The organism is Pseudomonas sp. CVAP#3, assembly GCF_018986375.1.
Taxonomy (GTDB): Bacteria; Pseudomonadota; Gammaproteobacteria; order Pseudomonadales; family Pseudomonadaceae; genus Aquipseudomonas; species Aquipseudomonas helvetica.
This window is the reverse complement of the sequence record NZ_JAHMSC010000014.1, coordinates 81,769-100,338: the sequence shown is the minus strand read 5'-3', so window position 1 is coordinate 100,338 and position 18,570 is coordinate 81,769. Positions and strand designations below refer to the sequence as shown.

Annotated in this window: 16 protein-coding genes and 1 pseudogene; 14 read left to right on the top strand and 3 right to left on the bottom strand. The window is 59.5% G+C overall.

Annotated features, from left to right (window positions below):
* Positions 1 to 209 precede the first annotated feature (209 nt).
* The 3 genes from KRR23_RS21510 to nhaB all read left to right on the top strand — a co-directional run bounded on the left by KRR23_RS21510 (position 210) and on the right by nhaB (position 3,667).
* Entirely contained in the window at positions 210 to 476 is a 267-nt protein-coding gene (locus tag KRR23_RS21510) for a hypothetical protein (RefSeq protein WP_216744148.1), read from the top strand.
* A gap of 281 nt (positions 477 to 757) precedes the next feature.
* Positions 758 to 2,047 carry a hypothetical protein gene (locus KRR23_RS21505; protein ID WP_216744147.1) on the top strand — a complete coding sequence of 430 codons (1,290 nt, stop codon included), beginning with the start codon at positions 758 to 760 and terminating at the stop codon, positions 2,045 to 2,047.
* Positions 2,048 to 2,164: 117 nt separating this feature from the next.
* Positions 2,165 to 3,667, top strand: coding sequence for a sodium/proton antiporter NhaB (gene nhaB / locus KRR23_RS21500; RefSeq protein WP_216744146.1), 1,503 nt, complete (start codon positions 2,165 to 2,167; stop codon positions 3,665 to 3,667).
* Between the two features lie 64 nt (positions 3,668 to 3,731).
* On the opposite strand, the gene zwf is transcribed toward nhaB, so the two are convergent.
* Complete coding sequence (gene zwf, locus KRR23_RS21495) at positions 3,732 to 5,246, bottom strand: glucose-6-phosphate dehydrogenase (RefSeq protein ID WP_216744145.1); 1,515 nt, start codon at positions 5,244 to 5,246, stop codon at positions 3,732 to 3,734.
* The gene (gene gnd / locus KRR23_RS21490; RefSeq protein ID WP_367880664.1) at positions 5,243 to 6,247 is read right to left on the bottom strand and encodes a phosphogluconate dehydrogenase (NAD(+)-dependent, decarboxylating); all 1,005 of its coding nucleotides are present in this window, start codon (positions 6,245 to 6,247) and stop codon (positions 5,243 to 5,245) included. Before gnd ends, zwf begins: the two co-directional genes overlap by 4 nt.
* A gap of 251 nt (positions 6,248 to 6,498) precedes the next feature.
* On the opposite strand from gnd, the gene KRR23_RS21485 reads away from it, so the two are divergent.
* The 3 genes and pseudogenes from KRR23_RS21485 to KRR23_RS21475 form a co-directional block, all read left to right on the top strand.
* Positions 6,499 to 6,666, top strand: coding sequence for a DUF6026 family protein (locus KRR23_RS21485; RefSeq protein ID WP_216744143.1), 168 nt, complete (start codon positions 6,499 to 6,501; stop codon positions 6,664 to 6,666).
* Between the two features lie 92 nt (positions 6,667 to 6,758).
* Positions 6,759 to 6,896 (top strand): phosphoethanolamine transferase CptA, encoded by a 138-nt coding sequence (locus KRR23_RS21480; protein WP_216744142.1) that lies wholly within the window; start codon positions 6,759 to 6,761, stop codon positions 6,894 to 6,896.
* Positions 6,877 to 7,059: pseudogene (locus KRR23_RS21475) on the top strand (hypothetical protein); the annotation flags it as partial. The gene KRR23_RS21480 and the pseudogene KRR23_RS21475, both read left to right, overlap by 20 nt.
* 304 nt (positions 7,060 to 7,363) lie before the next feature.
* Here KRR23_RS21475 and KRR23_RS21470 read toward each other — a convergent pair.
* Positions 7,364 to 7,855, bottom strand: coding sequence for a GNAT family N-acetyltransferase (locus KRR23_RS21470; protein WP_216744141.1), 492 nt, complete (start codon positions 7,853 to 7,855; stop codon positions 7,364 to 7,366).
* 417 nt (positions 7,856 to 8,272) lie between these two features.
* Here KRR23_RS21470 and KRR23_RS21465 point away from each other — a divergent pair, with 417 nt between their 5' ends.
* From KRR23_RS21465 to KRR23_RS21430, 8 genes are all read left to right on the top strand, one after another.
* Positions 8,273 to 9,397: a C45 family peptidase gene (locus KRR23_RS21465; protein ID WP_216744140.1), complete on the top strand. Its 1,125-nt coding sequence runs from the start codon at positions 8,273 to 8,275 to the stop codon at positions 9,395 to 9,397.
* A gap of 141 nt (positions 9,398 to 9,538) precedes the next feature.
* Complete coding sequence (locus KRR23_RS21460) at positions 9,539 to 11,077, top strand: ABC transporter substrate-binding protein (RefSeq protein ID WP_253912206.1); 1,539 nt, start codon at positions 9,539 to 9,541, stop codon at positions 11,075 to 11,077.
* Between the two features lie 10 nt (positions 11,078 to 11,087).
* Positions 11,088 to 12,029, top strand: a complete 942-nt coding sequence (locus tag KRR23_RS21455) for an ABC transporter permease (protein ID WP_123581713.1) — start codon at positions 11,088 to 11,090, stop codon at positions 12,027 to 12,029.
* Positions 12,026 to 12,886: an ABC transporter permease gene (locus tag KRR23_RS21450; RefSeq protein WP_216744138.1), complete on the top strand. Its 861-nt coding sequence runs from the start codon at positions 12,026 to 12,028 to the stop codon at positions 12,884 to 12,886. The genes KRR23_RS21455 and KRR23_RS21450 overlap by 4 nt, the downstream gene beginning before the upstream one ends.
* Before the next feature lie 2 nt (positions 12,887 to 12,888).
* On the top strand, positions 12,889 to 14,538 hold the full coding sequence (locus tag KRR23_RS21445) for an ABC transporter ATP-binding protein (protein WP_216744137.1): 1,650 nt from the start codon (positions 12,889 to 12,891) through the stop codon (positions 14,536 to 14,538).
* Positions 14,539 to 14,640: 102 nt separating this feature from the next.
* Entirely contained in the window at positions 14,641 to 15,915 is a 1,275-nt protein-coding gene (locus KRR23_RS21440) for an OprD family porin (protein WP_216744136.1), read from the top strand.
* Positions 15,916 to 16,134: 219 nt separating this feature from the next.
* Positions 16,135 to 17,445, top strand: coding sequence for a sugar ABC transporter substrate-binding protein (locus tag KRR23_RS21435; protein ID WP_216744135.1), 1,311 nt, complete (start codon positions 16,135 to 16,137; stop codon positions 17,443 to 17,445).
* Positions 17,446 to 17,665: 220 nt separating this feature from the next.
* A complete protein-coding gene (locus tag KRR23_RS21430) occupies positions 17,666 to 18,565 on the top strand; it encodes a carbohydrate ABC transporter permease (RefSeq protein ID WP_237143007.1) in 900 nt (299 codons plus the stop codon).
* The last annotated feature ends 5 nt before the right edge of the window (positions 18,566 to 18,570 follow it).

Here is an 18,570-nt window from a genome sequence, read left to right as displayed (position 1 = left end):
CGTGCCCATATTAGCGACCTGACACGTTTGAACCTTTCATCCAGCTTTCAATGCGCCCCTTGCCGCTGCCTTTATAAAAGAAAGTTGAAAATTCTTTTGATTGTGTGTGACCCGCCCCCCCATTGCGCGCATCAGTACAAGTAACCAGCCGAACGGTAAGCCCAACCGACGGCACATCACTTGATTGGGCACAGACGAGAGAAGACCCCATGAACGCCCCGCTCCGTATCAACGAAGCTCTTTTGATTGCCGACCGCGCATTTACCCCCTTCCAATGCGTGGCCTGGGCTCCACAGGACGGCACCGGCGAACTCAGCCTGACCGTCATCGACCGCACCAGCACCCCTATCGGCCGCAAACAGATCCCGAGCAGCGCCTACACCGACCCGGCCCAACTTGAATCCTTGCTGGAACAAGTTCGCGCCGAACTGAGCGAGGAAGGTTATCAGTTGCAATCCTGGACAATGCCGCAGTAAAAGAAATGTGCGGATCACGACGAAGTGATCCGCACTTTTTTATCGATACAGCTCAAGATATCCCCTCCTCTTCGACCCTCTCGGTTAACGCTTTATTGCGATAGACGGTCGTATAAGCCAGACCAACTTGTCAGCGGTTCGCAAAGACATTGTTCTGGCACAGAACGACGCTCCGTCTGTGATTTCAGACCGTTGTGCATTGCATCAATCAGGGATTGAATATTTCCTTCAAGGTCTTCCTCCGAGGTTCTGGATCTGGTCGACTCGCAAGGAGATGCGACATGCCCATCCATAACGCTTTTGCCTTCGCAGCCCCTCTCGGCACAGCGGGACAACTCGACTCAAGTTTTGCATCATCCGGCAAGGCCTGGGTGCAGTTCGCGGGCAGCCTTTCAAGTATGGCCAACGATGTGGCGGTCGATTCGATGGGCCGCTTGCTGGTCGTGGCCAAGGTCGGAACCTGGGACGGTTACGGTTATGGGCTGGCCCGATTACTTGAGGACGGCTCTGCGGATCGGAGCTTCGGCATGGAGGGCAGCATTACCGGACAGTTCGCAAGCGGCTTCGAAGCCACAGGAGGCAAGGTTCGAGAACTGCCCGATGGAAAAATCCTGTTATCCGGCCTGCATTACGAAAGCCCCCACCGCACACTCCCGGCACTGGCAATGTTTGACTCGCAGGGACACCCGGTTCTGCAATTTGGCGACCGGGGGGCACAGATCGTGCGTTTGCCCGGTGATTTGTCCAGAGGCCTGCGTAACGACTGGTTACCACCGGGAGTCCCGGGCGCCGAAGCCTGCGACTTTCGGGTACTGGCCGACGGCCGAATCCTGCTGTTGGCCAACCATCACTACAAATTCGCGGATCACGTCGGCATCCTGATACGGCTCAATCCGGACGGGACACTCGACGAGACATTCAACGGCCACGGATTTGTCATGGTCAGGCACCTGCTGATGAATACCTGGCTGAGCAGCCTCCTGCTGCAGGCAGATGGTCGGATTGTGGTCACCGGCTCGATCAACCTGCCGCAGGAAGGTTTGCTGGCACGCTTCGACAGCACCGGCCGGCTGGACGAAGACTTCGCTGAAGACGGGTTTTTAAGCTTCAAGGTCCAGGGGCGCAGTGCCCAGGTGAGTCAGGTGATCGAGCAACCGGATGGGCGCCTGCAGTGTTTCGGTAGCAGCCGCGACCCGATGCAATGCCTGACGCTGACCGTGCGCAATAATGGTCGGCCGGACACTCATTGCAATAGCGGTCACGCGCGACTCACTGAAATAGGTAACAGCGGCTGCCAATGGACAGCCGCCCAGGTTCTCACCGATGGCCGGGTGCTAAGCGTCGGAGCAACCATTGGCGGCATTGCAGCGGATTTCCTTTTGGCGCGGCATCTCCCGGACGGACGCCTGGATCGCCGTTTTGCCAATGGCCAAGGCTGGGTTCGTACTCGCCTGGGGCGCAGTCTGGACACCGCAACCTCGCTGGCAGTGCAGGCTGACGAGCGAATTGTGGTCAGCGGCTACTCGCTGGACGGCCACTACCGGGCGGTATTGGCGCGCTATCTGGGGTAGTGCTTTGCCGTTGTTCCTCTGCAGGTGCGCGGTCACCTATTGATAATGAAACTCAAGAGCTTGATCTTCCGGGACTGTTACGGCAAGTTGCGCGCTTCTTGATAGAAGGAGCAACTGATGTCCGGCTCAATGGCCCAGGCGTTTACACACAATTTCCTCGGGCATTCGCCACGCTGGTACAAGGCAAGCATTCTCGCCTTCCTGATTCTCAACCCGCTGGTGCTGTGGACGGCAGGTCCGGTAGCGGCTGGCTGGTTGCTGGTGGCTGAATTCATTTTTACTCTGGCCATGGCACTCAAATGCTACCCGCTGATGCCGGGCGGCCTGTTGATGGTCGAAGCGCTGCTGTTGCGCATGACCACGCCTGAAGCGCTGTATGACGAGCTGCTGCATAACTTTCCGGTGATCTTGCTGCTGATGTTCATGGTGGCGGGCATTTACTTCATGAAAGACCTGCTGCTGTTTCTGTTTTCGCGGCTGTTGCTCGGGGTTCGCTCCAAGGCACTGCTGGGGCTGATGTTCTGTTTTCTGTCGGCATTTCTGTCGGCGTTTCTCGACGCCTTGACGGTGACCGCCGTGATCATCAGTGCGGCCGTAGGGTTTTACTCGGTCTATCACCGCGTGGCATCCGGCAACGATCCACGGCAGGACAGCGAATTCAGCAGCGATCACAACCTGCCCGTTCTCCATCACGAAGACCTGGAGCAATTCCGTTCATTCCTGCGCAGTCTGCTGATGCATGGCGCGGTGGGCACGGCACTCGGTGGTGTCTGCACCTTGGTGGGCGAACCGCAGAACCTGCTGATCGGCCATGAAATGGGTTGGCACTTTGCAGACTTCTTCCTGAAGGTCGCCCCGGTCTCGCTGCCAGTACTGGTAGCGGGCCTGGTGACCTGTGTGTTGCTGGAGAAACTGCGCTGGTTTGGTTATGGCACCTTACTGCCAGACAACGTTCGCACGGTGCTGGCCAACTATGCCGCACAAGACAACGCCGAGCGCACCGCCCGCCAACGCGCTGCATTGTTGGTACAAGGTGCGGCCGCGCTGATTCTGATTGCCGGGTTGGCGTTTCACATTGCCGAGGTCGGGCTGATCGGCTTGATGGTGATCGTCTTGATCACGGCGTTCACCGGCATTACCGAAGAGCACCGGATCGGCAACGCCTTCAAGGATGCGATGCCGTTTACCGCCCTGCTGGTGGTGTTCTTCGCCGTTGTGGCAGTGATTCACGATCAGCAACTGTTCACGCCGTTGATCCAGTGGGTGCTGTCCCTGCCGGCAGATCAGCAACCGGGCATGTTGTTTATCGCCAATGGCGTGTTGTCGGCCATCAGCGATAACGTGTTCGTGGCGACGATCTACATCACAGAGGTGAAACAGGCATTCATCTCCGGCCATATGAGCCGCGAGCATTTCGAAACGCTGGCGATTGCCATCAATACCGGCACCAACCTGCCCAGCGTGGCAACACCCAATGGTCAGGCAGCGTTCCTGTTTCTGCTGACCTCGGCAATTGCCCCACTGATTCGGCTGTCTTACGGGCGCATGGTCTGGATGGCGTTGCCGTACACCGTGGTGATGGGCGTGCTGGGCTGGTATGCGGTGAGCTATTGGTTGTAACACTTACCCTGTGGGAGCGAGCCTGCTCGCTCCCACAGGGGGGTTGTATGAAGTATTGCCTGACTCAGCCGAGGCTGTGCCAGACGCGACCGTCTCGAGTCAGTAACTCATCAGCCGCATCCGGGCCATTTTCACCGGCCGCATAGGTTTGCACACTGGCGTCTTCTTTCCAGGCATCGAGGAACGGCTGAACCGCACGCCAGCCATTTTCGATGTTGTCAGCGCGCTGAAAGAGCGTTTGATCACCGGTCAGGCAGTCGTAGATCAAGGTTTCATACCCAGTGGACGGCTGCATCTCGAAGTAATCCTTGTAGGCAAAGCCCAGCTCGATGTTAGCCATGTTCAGTGCCGGCCCGGGACGCTTGGCCAGCAGGTCGAACCACATCCCTTCGTTCGGCTGAATCTGGATCCTGAGGTAAGTCGGTTGCAGCTCATCGACTTCGGTGTCGCGAAACTGCGCGTAGGGCGCAGGCTTGAAGCAGATGGCGATTTCGGTGTCGCGTACGCTCATGCGCTTGCCGGTGCGCAAGTAGAACGGCACGCCAACCCAACGCCAGTTGTCGATCATCACCTTGAGCGCAACGAAGGTTTCCGTCGTGCTGTCTGGCGCGACATTGGGTTCTTCGCGGTAACCGGCCAACGGTTTGCCAGCGATTTCACCGGCGACATACTGACCGCGTACCGAGTTGGCTCGCGCCTCTTCGGTGGACCAGGGACGAATCGCCCCGACCACCTTGGCCTTTTCACCGCGCACCGCGTCGGCACCGAAGGCCGCCGGCGGTTCCATCGCGACCATCGCCAGCAGTTGGAACAGGTGATTGGGCACCATATCGCGCAGCGCACCCGTGTGCTCATAAAAACTGCCACGGGTTTCGACGCCAACGGTTTCTGCCGCGGTGATTTGTACGTGGTCGATGTAGTGGTTGTTCCAGAACGCTTCAAACAGGCTGTTGGAGAACCGGCTGACCAAAATGTTCTGCACGGTCTCTTTGCCCAGATAATGGTCGATCCGGTAAATCTGTTTCTCCGTCATGACCTTGAGCAAGCACGCGTTCAAGGCTTCGGCGGTGTGCAGGTCGGAGCCGAAGGGTTTCTCGACCACGACCCGGCGGAAGGCATCGTCGCCCTCTTCCAGCAGCCCGGACGAGCCCAGACGGCGTACCACTTCACTGAAAAAGCGCGGCGCGGTGGCCAGATAGAACACCGCGTTGCCGGTACCACTCTCGGCGATTTTTGCGCCGAGCGCCTGATAGGTGCTGTCGTCGAGAAAATCGCCCTGGACATAGCTGATGCCCTTGGCCAGCTTGGCCCAGAGCACCGGGTCCAGAGAGTCATGGCCGACCTTGTTGGCCACTTCCGCGCGAATGAAGTCTTCAAGCTTTTTGGCGAAGTCCACGTCGCTGATCGCATTGTGGTCGACACCGATGATCCGCAATCCATCGCCGAGCAAACCGTCACGACTGAGGTTGTACAGCGCCGGCATCAGCAAGCGCTTCACCAGGTCGCCGTGAGCACCGAACAGGAACAGCGTGGTAGGTGGTGCGGGGTGTGCCTTGGATTTCTTGCGGATCGAAGTCATTTTTTCGGCGTCTCGACATGGCCGCCAAAGCCGAAGCGCATGGCCGACAGCAGCTTGTCGCCATAGGTGCTTTGCTGGCGCGAACGGAAACGGGCAAACAGCGAGTTGGACAATACCGGCACCGGAACCGATTGCTCCATGGCCGCTTCAATGGTCCAGCGACCTTCGCCGCTGTCAGCCACGGCACCGGAGTAGCCATCGAGTTTCGGATCGCTGGCCAAGGCATCGGCCGTCAGGTCCAGCAACCAGGACGAGACAACGCTGCCACGACGCCAGACTTCGGCAATATCGGCCACGTTCAGATCAAAGCGCTGATCTTCCGGCAGGTTCTCCGAGGCTTTGGTCTTGAGGATGTCGAAACCTTCGGCAAATGCCTGCATCATCCCGTATTCGATGCCGTTGTGAATCATCTTCACGAAGTGCCCCGAACCTGCAGGGCCGGCATGAATGTAGCCGCGTTCGGCACGATCATCTTCGGCAACCCGGTCCTTGGTCCGCGGGATATCACCCAGGCCAGGCGCCAATGCGTCGAACAGCGGGTCGAGGCGATCAACCACGTCAGCGTCACCGCCGATCATCATGCAGTAGCCGCGCTCCAGCCCCCAAACTCCGCCGGAGGTGCCGACATCGATGTACTTCAGGCCCTTTTCCGACAAGGTTTTCGCCCGGCGGATATCGTCCTTATAGAAGGTGTTGCCGCCATCGATGATCACATCGCCGGCGTCCAGCAACTGGCTCAGGGTGTCGATGGTTTCTTCGGTCGGCGCGCCTGCTGGCAGCATGACCCAGACCGCTCGGGGTTTATCCAGTGCCGCGACCAGTGCCGGCAAGTCCGCAACGCCAGTGGCGCCCTCTTCACTCAGGGTGTCAACGAACGCGGTGTTACGGTCATAGACCACAGTGGTGTGCCCATTGAGCATCAGGCGCCGCGCAATGTTGCCGCCCATGCGGCCCAGTCCGATAATCCCCAGTTGCATGTGCTGATGCTCCTTACTACAAATAAAGGTGTGCCAAAGGTTATAGCGCAATGAGCCTGATTAAGGTTAGTCCAGAGCGCTGCAACATAGTTTCCGGACGATTTGCCCAAGCTATAGGGATAACGTCCAAAACGTTGGCGAAGACACAGGGACCGCAAAAAATAAAAAAGTTCCATAAATAACAAAAAGAAACCAGAATCGGCGCCGACAGTGGTTCGGCTGTGGCTCCAGAGCAATCGGACCACAGATGTGACACGCCATTTGCGAGGTGAGCAATGGGCACCGTAGTAAACGCACTGCCTCCACAGACCCTTTATGTCACTATTCGTCGTGACGAATTGCGCCAGCTCAAAGCCGAACGCGAACAACTGCTCGACCAGGTCGCGCAATTGCGACGGTTGCTTGCCCAGGCACAATTGCCTGAGCAACCGCTAACGCGCTAATCCGACGGGGGCCTGAGTAACGATCCAGGTGCCGCGCTCGCACAAACAGCGATGCAACGACCACTGCGCAATACCGCGAAACGCTCGGCAGCATGCAAGGCATGCTCGACAACGCCAGTCAGATCCTGCCACTGCACAACCTCAAGGATGCGCTGGCAAACCAGCCCGCGACCCTGGTGCTGGTGATTGGCGAATCGACCAACCGTCAGCGCATGCTTGAGTTTCGATGAACTGGACCACAGCAAGAGCCTGGTCAGCGACAGTTTCAAACCGCGTCCGCTGTTGATCGGCAACCCTTATGAACGCGAGCAGAAGGCACTGATCGACTTCAGCCTGATGAAACCCAAGGCTGCTGCGCCTGCCGCTGTCAGTGCTTCAACCACCAAGCCGTAATCTCTTCAGGGGCTGGTTCCAGCCCCCTTTTTCTGCGCAACAGCGGCCAGACTCAAGAACCACCCCTCACCCTAACCCTCTCCCCAGGGGGGCGAGGGGACTGACCGAGGTGTTTACTCGAAATGTTGCGACCTGAAATATCGAGTCGAACTCAGGTTTTAAAAGCATGGAGATCTGCTCCCTTTCCCCCTCTCCCCCCTGGGGAGAGGGTTGGGGTGAGGGGTGGATTTCGGATCAGAACAGAGCATTTAGGCGCTGAGTTTTCTTAACTGACTGGCATCACCCCAAAGGTACCCTTTCTTGTTTAAAGCGCCTTGATCCAGAACAGCATCCGGCCATGAGCGGGATCGAACATCCCCGCCGAAAACCCGAACTTGCTATAGGAACCCTGTGCAATCGCGTTGCCTTCCAGCACTTCCAGAGTGATTTTGCAGCAGCCGCGCTGACGGGCAATGTCCTCGACCTTTTGCAGCATTTTCTGGCTCAGGCCCAGCCCGCGAAATTTTCCGACCACCATTACGTCGTGGATATTGACCAGTGGACGGCAAGCAAAGGTCGAGAAACCTTCGAAGCAATTCACCAGCCCGGCAGGCTCCCCGTGAACGAACGCCAGGACACTGAACGCATGGGGTCGCTTGGCCAGCTCGCCGGGCAACTGCTGCAAGACATCGGCCGATAATGGTGTGCCACCGCCCATCGGGTCTTCAGCGTAGTGATTCAGAACCAGACTGATCGCTTCGGCGTGTATCGGATTGGTGTAGCTGGCCTGGAGTACCAGGATTTCTGCGGATTCCATTTCCATCCTCGATCAAACAATGAGTGTGCATCCCTGCGCGCATCGTCTTCCTGCGCCTGGGTCAGACGACATTAGCGTGACTGGAACGCTTCGGACAACCGCCAAATCATCACAGCCCGGTGTTTTTAGCGCAATGCGCTACAGGGCAACGTCCTTCGTCACTCACGCGCACAAAAAGCAGGACCTTTCCGATTTTTACGAAAGATAAATACACAGAATATAAACAACAAAGCAGGCGACACGTTTTAAACATCGCTACACCACCGGAAAACAGGGCCTTCGCGCACATAACGCACTCAATAGCCCGCTGTAGGATTCCTACAACAAGGTTTTATCGGTCACCCAAAAGCATTGACAGTCCGTTTATATCCGGCACTCTTGTACCCAACGCAAACAAAAAACATGAGATTGCCAACTATGAACCACTCCCCTTTCCCTCTCGTCGAGATCAGCGGCACCCCCTTCGACCGCGGCCTCCAATACGGTCAAGCGGTCAGTCAGCGCATTCACAAAAGCATCGAGATCTACTCTGTCCAGCTGCTGAAGATGGGTTACACCTGGGCCGACATCCGTGGCTTTGCCAATGAGTTCGTGCCCAGCATCGAAGCATTCGAACCGGAATACGCTCAGGAAATGCGCGGTATCGCCGAGGGTGCAGGCTGCGATTTCGAAGCTATCGTGCTGATCAACGCCCGCACCGAGATCATCCAGCTGGGCCGACGCAAGGCTCGCCTGCCAGATCCGGATGGCTGCACTGGCGCGGTGATTCTGCCGACGGCATCGGCCGCCAACGAAGTGATTCACGGACAAAACTGGGACTGGCGCGCGGAATGTGCCGAGAGCGCCATTGTGCTGAAAGTCCTGCGCGAAGACGGCCCGGATGTACTGACCTTCACCGAAGCCGGCGGCCTGGCCCGCAACGGCTTGAACTCGATCGGCACCGCAATCACCGCCAACTACCTGGAGTCCGAACGCGACTACACCCAGGTCGGCGTGCCACTGCCATTCATTCGACGCAAGGCGCTGGAGGCCGCGCACTTCGCGCTGTCGATCAAGGTGGTCGCCACCACCCCCAAATCCACCTCCAACAACATGATGCTCAGTCACGCTGGCGGCTATGCGATCAACTTTGAATGCGCCCCGGATGAAGTCTTCCCGATTCAGGCCGAACAGGGGTTGCTGGTACACGCCAACCATTGGCAGAGCCCGGTGGCATTGGGCAAGTTGCGTGAAGCCGGCTTGAACAGCGTTCCCGAAAGCCTCTATCGCGACGTGCGTGTGCGGCAAATCCTCAGCGAAACGCCCGGGCAATTGACCGCCGAGCACCTGAAAAAAGCCTTCTTCGATGACTTCGGTACGCCGTGGGCGGTGTGTCGCCCGCCGCTTTCCAACATGGCCGGCAACCTGTCGGCCACCGTGGCCATGGTAGTGATGCGCCCGGCCAAGGGCTTGATGGAAGTCGCACCGCTGCCGGCCGTGAACCGCGAATTCACTGCCTATTCGCTGGCCATGGAGGGCGACATCAACCGCTACCTCAAGTAACTCACGCGACACCCTGCCCTGCGGGCGGCACGACAAGAACAATGACAATAAACAACTAACGGTTTGCGACGCCTGCCGGCTCTCACCGTCGCAAACCGCCAATGGAGAATCACTCCCGTGCATACATTCACTCGTATCGCCCTGACGCTAGGGTTCAGTAGCCTTGTCCTTGGCAGTCTCAGCGCCGAAGCTGCCAGCACCCTGCGTGTAGCCCTCAACGCGGATATTCGCAGCACCGATCCCGGCGTCAATCGCGACGAAAACACCGACGCGGTGATCCTGCACATTGTCGAAGGCCTGGTGGCTTACCGCGAAGACGCCTCGGTCGGCATGCTGCTGGCCAGCAAGGTCGAGGTGTCGGCCGATGGCCTCGAGTACCGCTTCACCCTGCGTGACGGGGTGAAGTTTCATAACGGCGCCGCCCTCACGTCCGCCGACGTGCTGTGGACCTGGAAACGCTATCTCGACCCGCAAACCCAATGGCGCTGTCTCGCAGATTTCGATGGCCGCGCGGTGGCAAAAGTCGCCGACATCAGCGCGCCGGATCCGTTGACCGTGGTTTTCACGCTGGACAAACCCAATGGCCTGTTCCTCGCACAAATGGCCCGTTCCGATTGCGGCGGCACCGGCATCCTGCACCCGTCCTCTGTCGATGCGAACGGCAAGTGGCAAGCGCCGATCGGTACCGGGCCGTTCAAGCTTGCCGAATGGATACCGGGGCAATATGTCGATCTGCAACGCTTTGCCGACTACAGCGCCCGCCCGGAGACAGGCACCGACGGCTACACCGGCAACAAGCAGGCGTTTATCGATAACCTGCGCTTCATGGTCATCCCCGATGCGGCAGCCGCCAAAGCCGCGTTGCAATCGAAAGGGGTCGACGTGCTGCCCGATGTCACGGTGATGGATGCCCACGAACTCGGCGCCTTGCCAGGCATCAAGACCTCCAGCAGCGCCAACATGTCGCTCAACGCCCTGCTGTTCCAGACCCGCGATCCACTGCTCAAGGACGTGCGTATTCGGCGTGCCATCGCGCTGTCGCTGGACAGCGAACAAATGGTCCAGGCACTCACCGAAGGCACGTCCCACGCCAACAGCTCGGTGGTGCCAGACACCAGCCCCTACCACAAGAACGTTCAGAAGCTGGGCTACAAAGCCAACATCGAAGAAGCCAAACGCCTGCTCAAGGAAGCCGGTTACAACGGCCAGCCGCTGAAAATCATCACCAACAAACGCTACCAGAGCGTGTTCGACATGGCGGTACTGAGCCAGGCCATGGCCCAGGCAGCCGGGTTGAACATCGATATCGAAACCCTCGAATGGGGCACGCAACTGGAGCGCTACCAGAGCGGTGCGTACCAGATCATGGCGTTCTCCTATTCGGCGCGTTTTGACGCGGCGCTGAACTTCGAGTCGGTGATGGGCGACAAAAACCAGCAACCCCGCAAGGTCTGGGACAACCCCCAGGCGCAGGGCTGGATGCTTGAGTCCATGCGCGAAATCGTACCGGTCAAACGTCAGGCACTGTTCGATCAGCTGCACCGACAGATGCTCGCCGATGTGCCGATGGTGGTGATGTACAACGGCAGCACCGTCGGTGCCTTTCAGGATCGGGTCGAAGGTTACCGCTCCTGGCCCATCGCCAAACCGCGCCTGTGGGGCGTGAAACTGGCCGACTAGGAGATCGATCATGTTGCGATTTATCGCTCAACGCCTGGCACTGTCGGTGCCAACCCTGTTGCTGATCTCCGTGGTGGTGTTCGCGTTGATCCGCTTCATCCCCGGCGACCCGGCGCTGCTGATGCTCGGCGATATGGCCGACCCGCAAAGCCTGGCCAGCACCCGCGCGGCATTGGGGCTGGATCACTCGATTGGCGTGCAGTTCGTGTATTGGTTGCAGTCGGTGCTCAGTGGCGACCTCGGCGTGTCGATCACCAGCAAACAACCGGTGCTCGAACTGATCCTCGACCGCTTCTCGGTCAGCGCCAGCATCGTGCTGGTGGCGGTTCTGCTGGCGGCGTTGATTGCCGTTCCAGCAGGCCTGTTCGCGGCCTGGAAACAGGACAGCGCGCTGGATCTGGGGCTGGTCACCGGCGCAACCCTGTTGCTGTCGATTCCTAGCTTCTGGCTCGGTTTGCTGTTGCTCTACGCGTTCGGGATCAAGCTCAACTGGCTGCCCGTGGTCGGTTATGTGCCGTTCGCCCAGAATCCCGGTGAAGCCGTGACCTATCTGGTGCTGCCGATTGTCACCCTGACGCTGGTGGAATTGGGCGCCATTACCCGGATGGCCCGGGCCAGCACCATCGAGGTGCTACGGCTCGAATACATCGCCCACGCCAGAGCCAAGGGTTTATCGGAACGCGCGGTGCTGTGGCGTCACGCCCTGCCGAATGCCTTTGCGCCAACCTGGACCTTGATCGGCCTGATCCTCGGCAATTTGCTGGGCGGCATCGCAGTGCTGGAAACAGTGTTCACCCTGCCCGGCATCGGTCGCTTGATGGTCGACGCCATCTTTGCTCGCGACTACCCCGTGCTGCAAGGCTGCCTGCTGTTGATCACCTTCATCTACGTGGCGGTCAACCTGCTGGTGGACCTGCTCTATCCACTCTTCGACCCGAGGGTGAAGCTATGACTGTCTCCCTGTCTTCCGCGAACCCTGTACCTGCGCGTCGCCCGCTGCGCTGGCCACCGGCAAACGCCTTGATCGGCGGCACGTTGCTGGTGTTGTTGATCAGCATGGCGCTGCTCGGTGTGCTCTGGACACCTTACGACCCGCTGAAAATCGATCTGCTGTCTCGCCTCAAGGCACCCTCGGCGCTGCATTGGCTAGGCACCGACGAGTTTGGCCGTGACGTGCTCAGCCGCTTGATCATCGGTGCGCGCACCAGTTTGTGGATCAGCTTGCTGACGGTGTGCCTGGCGCTGTTTTTCGGCAGCGTAATCGGCATGCTCGCCGGCTACCTGCGGGGCTGGACCGATCGAGTTCTGATGATGATCAATGATGCATTGCTGGCATTCCCCGGCATCCTGATGGCGCTGGGCTTGATGGCGATCATCGGGGCCAGCCAGTACGGCATCGTTTTGGCCTTGAGCATCGCCTACACGCCGTCGGTGGTTCGAGTGGTGCGCGGCAGCGTGCTGTCGCTGCGTGAACGCGAGTTCATCGAAGCCTCACGGGTGATCGGCAATTCGGAGCTCTACACACTGTACCGCCACGTTGCACCCAACTGTGTCGCGCCGCTGTGCGTGCTCGCCACCAGCATGTTCGGCTGGACGCTGCTGTCGGAAAGTGCCTTGAGCTTCCTCGGCCTGGGTGTTCCGCCACCCGCAGCGACCTGGGGCAACATGCTCGCCGCCAGCCGACCGTACATTGCCAACGCCACCTGGCTCGGCCTGTTCCCGGGGTTGTTCATCGCCCTGGCGCTGGTCGCCATCAACCTGTTCGGCGACGCCCTGCGCGACCGCCTCGACCCTCGAATGAGCCGTTGATCATGCCCAGTCAAAAACCGTTGCTTGAAGTCGACCACCTGCTGATCCGCGCTGGCGCCGAAGGCCCGTTGGCGGTCAACGACCTGAGTTTCACCGTCGCACCCGGCGAGATTGTCGCGCTGGTGGGCGAGTCCGGGAGCGGCAAGACTATGGCCGCTCGCGCCGCGATTGGCCTGCTGCCACAGCCGATGGCGGTCTGTGGCGGTGCGATCCACTTCGAAGGCCAGGACCTCAATCAGTTGAGCTGTGCGCAACTGCGTGGCATCCGCGGAGCGCGAGTCGGCATGGTGTTCCAGGAGCCGATGGTTTCGCTCAACCCGGCCATCCGCATTGGCGAGCAAATGGCCGAAGGTCTGCGCCTGCACACCGACCTGAACAAGGCACAGATTCGCCAACGCTGCGTGGACATGCTCACCCGCATCGGCATCAGCGATCCCGAGCACTGCCTGAATGCCTACCCCCATGAGTTTTCCGGCGGCATGCGCCAGCGGATCATGCTCGCCTCGGTGATGCTGCTGCGCCCGGCGCTGCTGATTGCCGACGAGCCCACCACCGCCCTCGATTGCCTGGCGCAGCTGGACGTGATCGAACTGATGCTGGAGCTGACCCGCGAGCAAGGCACGGCGATCCTGTTCATCAGCCACGACCTGTCGCTGGTGGCGCGTTACGCCCACAAGGTGGTGGTCATGCGCCACGGCCAGGCGGTGGAACAAGGCTCGATCAATCATATTCTGCTGGCCCCGCAACATGCCTACACCCGCCAATTGCTCGAAGCGCTGCCCAAGCGTGGCGAACTGGCCGCGTTGCCAGCGACCGACAAACCCTTGGTGGAAATTAACGGCGTCAGTATCGAGCATCCGGGGCATGCACGGTTCTGGGGTAAATCTCAGCCCAAACGCGCCGTGCACAGTGCCAACCTGAGCATCGCCCCCGGTGAAACCCTGGCGCTGGTCGGGGGCAGCGGCTCGGGCAAAACCACACTGGGTCGTGCGCTGGTGGGACTGGTCAAACCCTGTGCCGGCGAGATTCGCTTCAAGGGCATCGATATCCTCAAGGCCGGTCAGCGCGATCATCGGCTGCAATGCCAGATGATCTTTCAAGACCCCTACTCGTCCCTCGATCCGCGGATGCGCATTGGCGAAACCCTCGCCGAACCGTTGCGCCATCTGCCGGAGCTGAGCGAGGAACAAAAACGTCAGCGTGTCGCCACTACGCTGGTGGATATCGGTTTGTCGGAAGCGTTCATGGAGCGCTTTCCCCATCAACTGTCGGGCGGTCAACGCCAGCGAGTGGCCATCGGTCGAGCACTGGTGCGGCACCCGCAACTGGTGATCGCCGACGAACCGATCTCGGCGCTGGACATGACTATCCAGAAGCAGATCCTTGAACTGTTCGAGCGCTTGCAGGCGCAGTACGGCTTTGCTTGCCTGTTCATTTCCCATGACCTGGCGGCCGTCGAACGCATTGCCCATCGGGTCGCGGTCATGTACCAGGGCCATATCGTGGAAATCGGCAGCCGCGAAGCGGTCTTCGATAAACCCTTGCACCCCTACACCCGCCAATTACTGGCAGCCGCAAGCCCACTGGAACAATTGGCAAGCGGCGGTTACCGGCTGCGACCAAAACCCGAAAACCTGCAGCCCACACCTTAGTCATCACTGACTTCACCTCGGACGCCTTCAGACACCACTGAATGCGTCCATGGCGAAGCCATGCCCGAAAAACAACAACGAGCCCTCACAGGAGCCAACACCATGAACGCCAGACTCATGCAGCACTTGACCTTGATCGGCGGCACCAGCCTGCTGCCGATGGCCGCCGAAGCGGAATTCCTCAAGGACAGCAAGGCCACGCTGGACTCGAAAAACTACTACTTCAACCGCGACTACCGCGAAGGCGATGGCCAGTCCAAGCGTGATGAATGGGCCCAGGGATTTCTGCTGAACCTGCAATCGGGCTACACCGAAGGCACGGTCGGCTTTGGCCTGGACGCACTTGGCATGCTCGGGCTGAAGCTCGACTCCAGCCCGGATCGCTCCGGCAGCGGTTTGTTGTCCCGAGAAAGCACAGCCGAACCGGGCAAACCGAGTTACGCCAGACGTGCCCACGACAGCTATTCCAAGGTAGGCCTGACCGCCAAGGCCCGCGTTGCCAAGAGCGAGCTGCGAATCGGCCATTTGCTGCCTGACTTGCCGCTGCTGCAACCGAACACCAGCCGAGTCCTGCCGCAGAGCTTCGAAGGCGCCCTGCTCAGCTCCAGCGACATCAAGGGCCTGACCTTACGCGGCGGGCAGATCGATCAGGTCAAACAGCGGGAATCGACCGACTACGAAAAGATGGGGCTGACCAGCCAGAACGGCGCTTACAAGAGCTCGGCAAAAAGCGATGAATTCCGTTTCGGCGGCGCTGATTACCGGTTCAACCCTACGCTGACAGGCAGTTATTACTACGCGCAGCTTGAGGACATTTATCAGCAGCACTATGTCGGTCTCAAGCACAGCCTGGCGCTGGGCGGCGGTACGCTGAAAAGCGATATCCGCTATTTCAGCGCCGACGCTGCCGGTGCAGGCCTGGCCGGCACCGTCGACAACCGCGCGTTGAGCACACGCTTCATGTATGCGATTGCCGGACACTCCATCGGTGGTGGCTTCCAGCAGCAGTACGGTGAAACACCCTTTGCCTACGTCGACGGCAGCAACACCTACCTGTTCACCGAATACCAACTGAGCAACTTCTCGCAAACCAGGGAACGCGCCTGGCACGCCCGCTACGATTTTGACTTTGCTACGGTGGGCATTCCGGGGCTGCTGTTCTCCACACGCTACGCCAAGGGCGATCAGGCGCAGATCAAAAAATTTGTCGGCGAAGGCCGGGAGTGGGAACGAGACATCGACCTGGGCTACACCATCCAGAGCGGCCCGCTGAAGAACGTCAGCGCCCGCTGGCGCAACGGTATGAGCAAAAGCAACTACCAACGCGACACCAACGAAAACCGCTTGGTCCTCAGTTACAGCGTCAAACTGTGGTAAGACGATATTAAAGATCACAGGCTGCACCATCTCCAACAAAGGGCTGGCGTAGCCTGCGGTCTCTTCAAGTGCAAAAAAGTATCAGCGCAAGTGCTACCAATGATTTGTCATCGCGTGTGTTGAGGGCTGTAATCAGCCTCAGATTCTTCCTACCTCCGGAAGACACAAAAACAATAACTGTCCTTCTGCTGCCCCCAGGGCTCAGAAGAGGAGTGCGCGATGAAACCCACTGTAAAAGCTCTGCTTGCCTGCACCTGCATGACCCTCAGCAGCGTCAGCCTTGGCGCACAAACCCTGACCATTGCCACCGTCAACAACAGCGACATGATCCGCATGCAAAAGCTCTCGAAAACCTTCGAGGCCGAGCACCCGGAGATCAAGCTCAATTGGGTGGTACTGGAAGAAAACGTCCTGCGTCAGCGCCTGACCACCGACATCGCCACCCAGGGCGGCCAGTTCGATGTGTTGACGATCGGCATGTACGAAGCTGCACTGTGGGGCGCCAAGGGCTGGCTGGAGCCGATGAAGGATCTCCCCGCCAGTTACGCGCTCGACGACGTATTCCCTTCCGTGCGTGAAGGCCTGTCGGTCAAGGGCACGCTCTACGCCCTGCCGTTCTATGCCGAAAGCTCCATGACCTATTACCGCACCGACCTGTTCAAGAACGCAGGCCTGGCCATGCCCGAGCATCCGACCTGGGAGCAGATCGGCGAATTCGCCAGCACACTCAACAAACCCGACCAGGAACAGTACGGAATCTGCCTGCGTGGCAAGGCCGGCTGGGGCGAGAACATGGCGCTGATCACCACCATCGCCAACGCCTATGGCGCACGCTGGTTCGATGAGAAATGGCAGCCGGAATTCAGCGGCCCCGAGTGGAAGAACGCGCTGAACTTCTACGCCGACACCATGAAAAAGTCCGGCCCACCGGGTGCTTCCAGCAACGGTTTCAACGAGAACCTCGCGCTGTTCAACAGCGGCAAGTGCGCGATCTGGGTCGACGCCAGCGTTGCCGGTTCGTTCGTCACCGACAAGACTCAAAGCAAAGTCAGCGACCACGTCGGCTTCACCTACGCGCCCCATCAAGTGACCGACAAAGGCTCGGCCTGGTTGTACTCCTGGGCACTGGCGATTCCCACCAGCTCCAAAGCCAAGGATGCAGCGAAAACCTTCAGCGCCTGGGCCACCTCCAAAGAATACGGTGCACTGGTGGCCGAGAAGGACGGCATCGCCAACGTGCCGCCTGGCACTCGCGCCTCGACCTACAGCGAGGCCTACATGAATGCCGCGCCGTTCGCCAAGGTCACGCTGGAATCGCTGAAGGTTGCCGATCCAGGCAAACCGACCCTCAAGCCGGTGCCCTACATCGGCATCCAGTTGGTGACCATTCCTGAGTTCCAGGCCGTTGGTACGCAGGTCGGCAAGCTGTTCTCCGCCGCGCTGATCGGCCAGACCACCGTCGACCAGGCCCTGGCGGCCGCCCAGCAAACCACCGAACGTGAAATGAAGCGCGCCGGTTATCCCAAATAACCGACTGACATCTAATTGTGGCGAGGGAGCTTGCTCCCGCTGGGCCGGTCCGCGTTCGGGCGAAGCGGCCCCAAAAACGGCGAATGCGATTTGTCAGCGAACGCATCGACGAGATTGGCGTGGGCTTTGCCCACGAGCGGGAGCAAGCTCCCTCGCCACAGGAAACTCGCTGTACAACGAGTAAGTGATCGCCATGAATACCTCGACTCTCAAAGCACATATGGATATCCCGGCGCCGCTGCGGAAAAGCCGGCTGGCCAACCCGGGCTGGTTTCTGGTCAGCCCTTCGGTGGCCCTGTTGCTGCTGTGGATGATCGTACCGCTGGGCATGACCCTGTACTTTTCGCTGATCCGCTACAACCTGCTGTACCCCGGCGACAACGCGTTCGTCGGGCTGGAGAACTTCAGCTACTTCCTGACCGACTCGGGCTTCCTGCCGGGCGCCACCAACACCTTGCTCTTAGTCGGCAGTGTGCTGCTGATCAGCGTGGTGTTCGGCGTATTGATCAGCGCCTTGCTGGAGGCCAGTGAGTTCCTGGGTCGCGGCATCGTGCGGGTGATGTTGATCTCGCCATTCTTCATCATGCCCACCGTCGGCGCGCTGATCTGGAAGAACCTGATTTTCCATCCGGTCTCGGGGATTCTCGCGGCCGTGTGGAAGCTCTTCGGTGCGCAACCGGTGGACTGGCTCGCGCACTACCCGCTGCTGTCGATCATCATCATTGTCTCGTGGCAATGGCTGCCCTTCGCGATCCTGATCCTGATGACCGCCATGCAGTCGCTCGACCAGGAACAGAAAGAAGCCGCGCGCCTGGATGGTGCCGGCCCCATCGCGATCTTCTGGCACCTGACCCTGCCGCACCTGGCACGGCCGATTGCAGTGGTGGTGATGATCGAAACCATCTTCCTGCTCTCGGTATTCGCCGAAATCTTCACCACCACCAACGGCGGCCCCGGCTACGCCTCGACCAACCTCGCCTACCTGATCTACAACCAGGCGCTGGTGCAGTTCGACGTCGGCATGGCCTCGGCCGGTGGCTTGATTGCGGTGGTGATTGCCAACATCGCGGCGATCATCCTGGTGCGGATGCTCGGCAAAAACCTGACTGACAAAGCCTGAGGCCT

Coding starts and splice junctions, on each gene's coding strand:
- KRR23_RS21510 (WP_216744148.1), top strand. CDS start 210: ATGAACGCCCCGCTCCGTATCAACGAAGCTCTTTTGATTGCCGACCGC.
- KRR23_RS21505 (WP_216744147.1), top strand. CDS start 758: ATGCCCATCCATAACGCTTTTGCCTTCGCAGCCCCTCTCGGCACAGCG.
- nhaB (WP_216744146.1), top strand. CDS start 2,165: ATGTCCGGCTCAATGGCCCAGGCGTTTACACACAATTTCCTCGGGCAT.
- zwf (WP_216744145.1), bottom strand. CDS start 5,246: ATGACTTCGATCCGCAAGAAATCCAAGGCACACCCCGCACCACCTACC.
- KRR23_RS21485 (WP_216744143.1), top strand. CDS start 6,499: ATGGGCACCGTAGTAAACGCACTGCCTCCACAGACCCTTTATGTCACT.
- KRR23_RS21480 (WP_216744142.1), top strand. CDS start 6,759: ATGCAAGGCATGCTCGACAACGCCAGTCAGATCCTGCCACTGCACAAC.
- KRR23_RS21470 (WP_216744141.1), bottom strand. CDS start 7,855: ATGGAATCCGCAGAAATCCTGGTACTCCAGGCCAGCTACACCAATCCG.
- KRR23_RS21465 (WP_216744140.1), top strand. CDS start 8,273: ATGAACCACTCCCCTTTCCCTCTCGTCGAGATCAGCGGCACCCCCTTC.
- KRR23_RS21455 (WP_123581713.1), top strand. CDS start 11,088: ATGTTGCGATTTATCGCTCAACGCCTGGCACTGTCGGTGCCAACCCTG.
- KRR23_RS21450 (WP_216744138.1), top strand. CDS start 12,026: ATGACTGTCTCCCTGTCTTCCGCGAACCCTGTACCTGCGCGTCGCCCG.
- KRR23_RS21445 (WP_216744137.1), top strand. CDS start 12,889: ATGCCCAGTCAAAAACCGTTGCTTGAAGTCGACCACCTGCTGATCCGC.
- KRR23_RS21440 (WP_216744136.1), top strand. CDS start 14,641: ATGAACGCCAGACTCATGCAGCACTTGACCTTGATCGGCGGCACCAGC.
- KRR23_RS21435 (WP_216744135.1), top strand. CDS start 16,135: ATGAAACCCACTGTAAAAGCTCTGCTTGCCTGCACCTGCATGACCCTC.
- KRR23_RS21430 (WP_237143007.1), top strand. CDS start 17,666: ATGGATATCCCGGCGCCGCTGCGGAAAAGCCGGCTGGCCAACCCGGGC.